Source organism: Sulfobacillus thermosulfidooxidans (assembly GCF_001280565.1).
Classification (GTDB): Bacteria; Bacillota; Sulfobacillia; order Sulfobacillales; family Sulfobacillaceae; genus Sulfobacillus; species Sulfobacillus thermosulfidooxidans_A.
On record NZ_LGRO01000001.1, the window covers coordinates 3,188,018 to 3,195,503 of the forward strand.

At 47.2% G+C, this 7,486-nt stretch carries 8 protein-coding genes; 4 read left to right on the forward strand and 4 right to left on the reverse strand.

The genetic code is table 11. From position 1 onward, the window contains the following. Positions 1-15 precede the first annotated feature (15 nt). The 3 genes from AOA63_RS15530 to AOA63_RS15540 form a co-directional block, all read right to left on the reverse strand. A complete protein-coding gene (locus AOA63_RS15530) occupies positions 16-1,101 on the reverse strand; it encodes a DUF4097 family beta strand repeat-containing protein (RefSeq protein ID WP_053960562.1) in 1,086 nt (361 codons plus the stop codon). After that, positions 1,098-1,538, reverse strand: coding sequence for a DUF2089 domain-containing protein (locus tag AOA63_RS15535; RefSeq protein WP_053960563.1), 441 nt, complete (start codon positions 1,536-1,538; stop codon positions 1,098-1,100). The genes AOA63_RS15530 and AOA63_RS15535 overlap by 4 nt, the downstream gene beginning before the upstream one ends. A 72-nt stretch (positions 1,539-1,610) precedes the next feature. Continuing rightward, on the reverse strand, positions 1,611-2,825 hold the full coding sequence (locus AOA63_RS15540) for an MDR family MFS transporter (RefSeq protein ID WP_053960564.1): 1,215 nt from the start codon (positions 2,823-2,825) through the stop codon (positions 1,611-1,613). 295 nt (positions 2,826-3,120) lie between these two features. Between AOA63_RS15540 and AOA63_RS15545 the strand changes: the two genes are divergently transcribed. Next, positions 3,121-3,576, forward strand: coding sequence for a CBS domain-containing protein (locus AOA63_RS15545; RefSeq protein WP_053960565.1), 456 nt, complete (start codon positions 3,121-3,123; stop codon positions 3,574-3,576). On the opposite strand, the gene AOA63_RS15550 is transcribed toward AOA63_RS15545, so the two are convergent. Continuing rightward, positions 3,573-4,349: a serine hydrolase gene (locus AOA63_RS15550; RefSeq protein ID WP_171822740.1), complete on the reverse strand. Its 777-nt coding sequence runs from the start codon at positions 4,347-4,349 to the stop codon at positions 3,573-3,575. The genes AOA63_RS15545 and AOA63_RS15550 overlap by 4 nt on opposite strands. A gap of 244 nt (positions 4,350-4,593) precedes the next feature. Here AOA63_RS15550 and rbsK point away from each other — a divergent pair, with 244 nt between their 5' ends. From rbsK to AOA63_RS15560, 3 genes are all read left to right on the forward strand, one after another. Continuing rightward, complete coding sequence (gene rbsK, locus AOA63_RS15555; protein ID WP_053960720.1) at positions 4,594-5,502, forward strand: ribokinase; 909 nt, start codon at positions 4,594-4,596, stop codon at positions 5,500-5,502. An 87-nt stretch (positions 5,503-5,589) separates the two neighbouring features. Then, positions 5,590-5,751: a hypothetical protein gene (locus AOA63_RS19850; RefSeq protein WP_020376173.1), complete on the forward strand. Its 162-nt coding sequence runs from the start codon at positions 5,590-5,592 to the stop codon at positions 5,749-5,751. 112 nt (positions 5,752-5,863) lie between these two features. After that, positions 5,864-7,261 (forward strand): class II fumarate hydratase, encoded by a 1,398-nt coding sequence (locus tag AOA63_RS15560; protein ID WP_053960567.1) that lies wholly within the window; start codon positions 5,864-5,866, stop codon positions 7,259-7,261. Positions 7,262-7,486: the final 225 nt, after the last annotated feature.

Here is a 7,486-nt window from a genome sequence, read left to right on the forward strand (position 1 = left end):
TGTAGTCGCGAGTGTTTAGGTGGCCTGATTCTGGTCTCCTTCTAATTGATCTAAAAGCGCGGCCGCTTCTTCGACCGTAATAATGCCTTGTTGTAACTTTTCCAATATCACGGCGCGGGGATCTCTTGGGTCAGCGGCTGGATTAGTAGGCTCATCAGCCGTCTCAACCGGCGCCGGATATTGAGAGAGGCTAATGTCTCCTTTGCGCGTATGAAGGGTAATCACCCCGCCACTACCCGTCCCAATGCGACCGACCAGACGATGTCCCCGGGCGGGACCAGGATTATTGACTTCAACCAGATCAAGATGGGAAATGATGCGGCCCAAGTCGGTACTGGCTTCGATTCGGCAAGCTAAATCGGTAGGAATTTCGACATTAATATCACCACGGCTTTCCACTTTTGCCGTTAATGACGTGGTCCTGGCATGAACATCAATCTTGCCAATGCCCGTGACAAGCTCCGCTTGCCGGTAAGTGCCATCTTTGAGTGTAATGGATCCAAGTCCCGCGTGGCATTTGCATTCCACATCATGACTAGCTAGCATCAGAATTTTCCCTAATCCTGCATTGACTTCGACCTGTCCTTGCAAGGCTTCGATATTGACGTCTCCTTTACCCGCATTAATGTCAAATGTCCCCTGGCATTGTTCCAATAAAACAGGTCCTAACCCAGCATTCACATCGGCGGTAACCTGCTCCAACTGGTGGAGACGAATGGCGCCCAGTCCCGCATTCAGATCAAAATAACCTCGACCATGTCTTAACGTGAGATCGCCATGGCCAAGATTGATATCCCAGTGGCCTTCGATGTGATCGGCATGAAAGTTTCCATTTCCCACATTGATTTCGGCATTTTGAATGATTAAACTGTACAGTTCGGTATTGCCTAACCCACAGTTGATAGCAACATCTTGCACACTGGCGGGCAAGGCAATTTCTAAATCTAAGGATTGTCGAAACGTGGATTCAAGGCGTAGCGTGTTATCATATTGTGTCTCGGTAAGAATGACACTGCTTTGAATCAGGGGCTCTTGAAGCTTGGGGTCCGTCCGGATCTTAATGTGTCCCCGTTTGATGGACACCTCAAGGCGCTCGATCATGGTTCATCCTCCGTTTCTGTATCTGAGGACCTAAAAGTCGGTTCGCTGATGACATGTCGTGTCATGTCATCGAGCAGTTTCAGGCCATCTTGAATGGACAATTCCTTTTGGGCAATACGTTGCAAAATTTCGTTTCGGGAGATTTTGGGTGAGGGTGAGGAGGTCTCTTCCCCGGGCTGTCCTTGAAAAGCTTCAACCAGCTGGTCAAGTTTGTTACGAACCGTGGGATAGGAGATGCCGAGGATGCGTTCAATTTCTTTCAAGTTGCCGCGACTTAATACAAACACCTTTAAAAAGGCCAGTTGGTCCTCCGATAAGGATAATGCAGGAGAATTGTGAAATCGTCCTTGGATGACTATATCGCAGTGGGGACAATGTAATGCCGTAATCTCTAAAGGATGGCGGCAACTGGGACAGGTTGTTAGCAAATTCGGCATAAGTTTCAACCTCCTGCATTAATTATAGAAAACAATATTAATATTATCAATATTAAACTTAAAAATAACAATCTATTGATTAATAAAATGAGGATTGTGACAAGAAGAATAATAATGATGGCGGAAGCGCCAATATCCTTCCGCAGCCAACAGGGCTAAGATTCCCGTCGTGATGAGCCACCACTTGGGACCTTGACTCAAAAGAATGCCGCCAAATAGGGGGCCTAGGGCTGCGCCTACACGGTTAGCCACACTGAAAAAGCCCATATAACGGCCTCGAACGATTTCTGGTGCGCGTTCGGCAACCCAAGCCGAAGCAGCCGGGTTGATAAAGTTCTCGCCTAAGGTAATGACAAACACGGCCAAAGCGAAAACGGCGAAAGACTGTCCAGAAAGCATCAGCCAAAATCCTGCAGCATAAAAGAAGACTCCCACCGCCATCAATGTTAAATGCGATACGCGGCGGGTTAGTCGGGTGATGGGAATTTGCAGAAGGACAACAAAAATCGCATTTTCCGCTGCCAAATATCCAAAAATACTGGGAGGATATCCCAAATTGATGTGCAAGTAGGCTGGGACGACCATGAACAGTTGGGAGTAAACCAAACCGGTCAATGCCCACAGGCCGGCAAAGCGTACAAAGGCTTGATCGCGCAATACATCTTTCATATGGCCGTGTTGGGTTGATGGGCTATGCTTAAATGGACGGGATTCAGGAACGGCAAAGAAAATGACCAGGGAGAATAAGAGCATGGACAAGGCATCCAGAGCAAAAATCCAAAAGAACGAATGGTCGGCCAGAAGACCTCCTAGCATGGGACCTATGATAATGCCCGCATTGCTAGCCATACGCATCAGGCTATAGGCATAATTAAGACGGTCACGAGAAATGATATCGCCGACCATGGCCATGGATGCTGGTTGAAATAGAGGCATGAAAAAACCCATCAATGTTAATAGAGCGATTAATAGCCAGGAATTATGGACGAGACCGATACCAAAGGTTACGAGGGCGCCTAATAGCAATGATCCCAGCATGACCAGGCGGCGTCCAAACCGGTCGCTCCATACTCCGCCCACCAACACCGAAATGACCTGTGAGGTCCCATAAAATGCCATGACGACACCGACAACGCTTAATGAGGCGTGAAGGCGAGAGGCCAAGTAGATCGTCATAAAGGGAAAAACTAATGAGTTGCCTACTAAATTGAAAAACCGGCCGATAAGCAAAATATAATATACGCGAGGTATATCGGGATCTGATCCCCAACTCGTTGCCCGAAGCATGGATCTCCATCCTTTTGTTTATCTTGTTTATCGTCCTAAGCAAAACACGTGATGATTTTCGGTTCGAAAACTTGATAATAGTTCCGATGATAGTCGACAACAAATTGTACCATATTCAATATGCACTGCTTGGAAGAAAGTCATGCAATTTGCGCAAGCAGTTTTTCTCATGGCCGGAGGTTCTTGAGATACAATAGATATAATGGAAAAATGAAAAAGGGATAATCACAATGATGACCGCGTCAATCAAGTCCGATCCAAAAATATGAGGACGGTGTGGGGGAGGGGATAGACTGTGGTAGCCAAAGAATTAATGACCAGTCACGTGATTAAAATTGATGCCAATGCCACAATAGGGCAAGCGGTAGAGCTTCTTCGCGAACATACGATAAGTGGTTTGCCGGTTACCGATCCCCAGGGACGACTTATTGGTGTGATTACCGGAGGTGACGTTCTTCGGGCCATTCAGCAAAAGGCGCAGAAAATCTATCATTCACTATTTGGACCCACTCAGGTGGTGATTGATGAAAATGTCTGGAAAGAAGATAGTAACCGGCTTCTTAATTTGCCTGTGGAAAAAATGATGAGTCGTTCTCCTTTCACCGTGCAACCCCAGACGCCCGTGGGAGAAATTGCGGATTTAATGATCCGGCAAAATATCCGTCGGGTGTTTGTCTTAGAGCATGATAAGTTAGTCGGCATTATTACCCGCAATGACATCGTTCGGTGGCTAGTGCGCCATGTCGGCTAGCGCAAGACACTGGCCAAGTGGCTGCCGATCCGCTTGGTATTGGCGAGCAATTGGCGGTACGGAGCGCCTTCGGATAAAATGGCCGCAACGTAGTTGATGTGCGGAGAATATACAATACCGACATCATGACTGGCTTCAGACAAGGAGCCTGTCTTATGTGCAATAATCACCGCTGCTTTACCAACAAAAACGTCATCGGCTGGTTCCTTGGTGATGCTTACCGGTCCTTGACAACGGGTCAACAAATTGACCATTTGTTCTGATACCGCGAGAGAAATGGCGGTGCCCGTAGCCAGTTTTTCCATAAGTAATGCCATATCAAAGGCACAGGTATGATTGATTTGATCATATTCCGCGGGTACCCGCTGTAATTTCCGGATGAGTTCGGTATTTTGTGCGCCAAGACGGCGGATTGTGGAGTTGACCCATTCCACTCCTAAATAGTCAATGAGTAAATTGGTTGCGGTATTGTCCGACACCGTAATCATAAGCGTTGCCAAATCTCTGAGGGAATATTCCGTGCCCGGGGTTAAATCCTTAAGCACACCCGAACCACCGACTTGGTCTTCTTTTCTCATGAGGAGCAAATGATCGAGGGATAAATGGTCTTCTTCTACCCGGCGGTACAACTCAATTAAAATCGGTACTTTAATGACGCTAGCCGATGGAAAAATGTCGTGCTCATGATAGGCAAATATTTTATGGGTCTCGAGATTTTTGGCAAAGACTGCATAACGACCGGGTAAGGTCTGGATGACATTTTGAAGTTCCACAATTTTTCCTCCCCCTAAGATGACCCTCTGCATTTCATTACCATCTCATGATACCATGGAACACATAATGAATACCGTGTAAGCCAAGCCGGACACCGAGTTAAAGGAGTTCTCTTGTATATTGACAGCGAGAGAGGGGAAGACCTTTAGCAAGAATCAGAGAAATCCAGGCACAGACAACAATGAGGCATGCTAAAACTTGGATGGAGATCCCAAAATCGACGAGAAAAGGATCGATTGCGCTATGAGTGTTGTGGTGTTAGGCAGTATCAATCTCGATTTGATCGCCCAAATTGATAAGATCCCAGTAGCCGGAGAAACGCGTATCGCACAAGGATTGCTGACATCCCCGGGCGGTAAAGGAGCAAACCAAGCGCTGGCAGCCAGGCGTATGGGAGCGGAGGTCATATTGATCGGGATGGTCGGGGATGATGCCTTTGCTATGCAGGCCTTGCGAATATTACGGCAAGACGGCGTTGATTTGAGTCATATTGGTGTGAGCCGCCAACATCCCACGGGTCTCGCTTTCATCACGGTGGAAGTTGGTGGACAAAATGCGATTACTGTTATCCCTGGGGCGAACTATGAATTAGGAGCGGAAGCGTTAGGCCGACTCGAACGGATCCTGACGCCCCAGGACTTGTTAGTGATGCAAGCCGAGATCCCTTTCGAAGTGATTGAGCGGGCCCTGATTATTGCCCGCCGAATAGGGAGTCAAGTTTTGTGGGATCCGGCGCCGGCATCTCCGCAATTTCCGCATTCTCTCTTTCACGTAGATGTGATTACTCCCAATCAAACCGAGGCATCATTATTACTCGGAACTGCGGTCACGGACGTGCGTTCTGCCAAAGCGGCAGCCAGACAACTTCGGACGTTGGGGGCTGAGATTGCAATTGTAAAATTGGGAGCCCAAGGTTTAGTCTGGGCCACAGCCCATGGGGTTTTTTATGAACCCGGAGTTGCCGTGCAAGCCGTTGATGCAGTGGGAGCAGGAGATGTCTTTTTAGGGGCCTTAGCAGCACGGTTAGATGCGAAAGATCCGTGGCCTCAAGCGATTAAAATTGCCAATCATGCTGCCGCCTTATCGACGACGCAAAAAGGGGCCCAACCTTCTTTTCCCTGGTGGAATGATGTTCGCAAAATGATAAAATAAAAAAGGGAAAAAAATTATTTCAATCCCGTAACCTTGTCCTCTTTTTTGACGTTATCTTATTTAAAGACGCCATTGAGGAGGGAGAATATGAAATCACCGCACGATCAAAAGCGCGCTGATTATTATTTATATACTTGGCAAATCCGTGAAGTTCAAAAGTTATCTCGTGAACTTCGTCGTCCTCCATCGGAAATTATGCGTTCATTACTAACTGAGGCCCTCTCGAAAAAGACGTCTACGGAATCTTAAATTCCTTAGTGAATTCTGTAAATAGTCCCGTTAGGGACTATTTTTTATGTTCCAGGCTATGCTCGGTGTACAATAACCGTGAATCTGATTGTCAAAGGAGCCGAGATAAAGAATGGAGCCGTATCGTTTAAGCCACGATTCTCTTGGTGAAGTGAAAGTCCCGCAAGACGCTTATTGGGGACCCCAAACCCAAAGGGCGATTGAAAATTTTCCTATTAGTGGATTGCGGTTACCCAGGCGGTTTATTCGCGCGCAGGGCATTATTAAGTGGGCCGCAGCCAAGGCCAATGCTGATGTTGGCGCGTTACCTGAACGTATTGCCCAAGCCATCATGAAAGCGGCCGATGAAGTTATTAGTGGAATGTGGGATCAACAATTTGTGGTGGATGTATATCAAGCGGGTGCTGGGACATCGCAAAACATGAATGCGAATGAGGTGATTGCCCACCGGGCGCAGCAATTATTGGGAGGCCAAATTGGCGATGTGCACTTGGTTCATCCCAATGATCACGTCAATATGGCGCAATCGACAAATGACACGATTCATGTTGCCATACATATTGCTGGAGCGGAGGCAATTGTTCATGATCTGGTTCCAGCCATTCGCCGGGCTGAAGACACGCTGCGCACCAAACAACACTTGTGGATGAATGTTGTCAAATCCGGAAGGACCCATTTACAAGATGCGGTTCCTATGCGCTTAGGTCAAGAAATTGGCGGGTATGTGGGAGCGCTGTCCTACTGGCGGAATGCCCTTGAAACGGGCGTGGAAAAACTCTATGGCATAGGTCTTGGGGGCAATGCGGTTGGCACAGGCATTAATGCCCATCCCGAATATAAGAACCGGGCCACCCAGTATGTGGCAGAAAAAACGGGATTACCGTTTCATCAACCGGAAAATATGTTTACGTTTATTCAAAATCTTGATGCCGTCTTGGAAGTCTCGGGATTGGTTCGAGGCTTAGCGACGGCAGTTGGGAAAATAGCAAATGACTTAAGACTGTTGAGTTCGGGTCCGCGCACCGGGCTCGCCGAATTAAAGTTACCTGCCGTCCAACCCGGGTCTTCGATTATGCCGGGGAAGGTTAATCCGGTGATGGCGGAAATGATGAACATGATCTGCTATCAGGTCATGGGTAATGATACCACTGTGCAGCAAGCTGTCGCAGGCGCCCAACTAGAATTAAACGTGATGATGCCTGTCATCGCTTATAATTTTCTGCAAGCGATCCATATTTTAAGCAACGGGCTTGATGCCTTTACAAATAAGGCGCTAAAGGGCCTTGAAGCCGATGTGGATAGAATAACCGGATATGTCGAAATGAATACGGCGTTAGCAACGGCATTAAATCCCTATATTGGGTATGACCAAGCGGCTGAAGTCGCCAAAACAGCATTCCGTGAAGGAAAGACGGTACGGCAAGTCGTCAGGGAAAAGAATCTCCTGTCGGAAGAGCAGCTAAACGAAGCCTTGGATTTGGAACGGATAACCCATCCTCAAGAATCATAAAATCGGTGAAGATTATTTCCCTAAATCGCTATGAATCCTATTGATTTTTATAGACGGCGGTGATAATATAATCAACGCCGTTCGACAAGAACGACAGGCAAGATAAAAAACATTGACTCCTTCAGTTGTTAATGTTATAATATTATCTTGTGTTCCGGTCCTTGAAAACTATATCGTCATGGTGAAGATGAGATTAAACAGCATCAATGATGTCAGCAGATGAAT

What these genes read in the sequence shown, in the direction of transcription:
- AOA63_RS15530 (WP_053960562.1), bottom strand. Translation starts at nt 1,101, where the DNA reads ATGATCGAGCGCCTTGAGGTGTCCATCAAACGGGGACACATTAAGATC.
- AOA63_RS15535 (WP_053960563.1), bottom strand. Translation starts at nt 1,538, where the DNA reads ATGCCGAATTTGCTAACAACCTGTCCCAGTTGCCGCCATCCTTTAGAG.
- AOA63_RS15540 (WP_053960564.1), bottom strand. Translation starts at nt 2,825, where the DNA reads ATGCTTCGGGCAACGAGTTGGGGATCAGATCCCGATATACCTCGCGTA.
- rbsK (WP_053960720.1), top strand. Translation starts at nt 4,594, where the DNA reads ATGAGTGTTGTGGTGTTAGGCAGTATCAATCTCGATTTGATCGCCCAA.
- AOA63_RS19850 (WP_020376173.1), top strand. Translation starts at nt 5,590, where the DNA reads ATGAAATCACCGCACGATCAAAAGCGCGCTGATTATTATTTATATACT.
- AOA63_RS15560 (WP_053960567.1), top strand. Translation starts at nt 5,864, where the DNA reads ATGGAGCCGTATCGTTTAAGCCACGATTCTCTTGGTGAAGTGAAAGTC.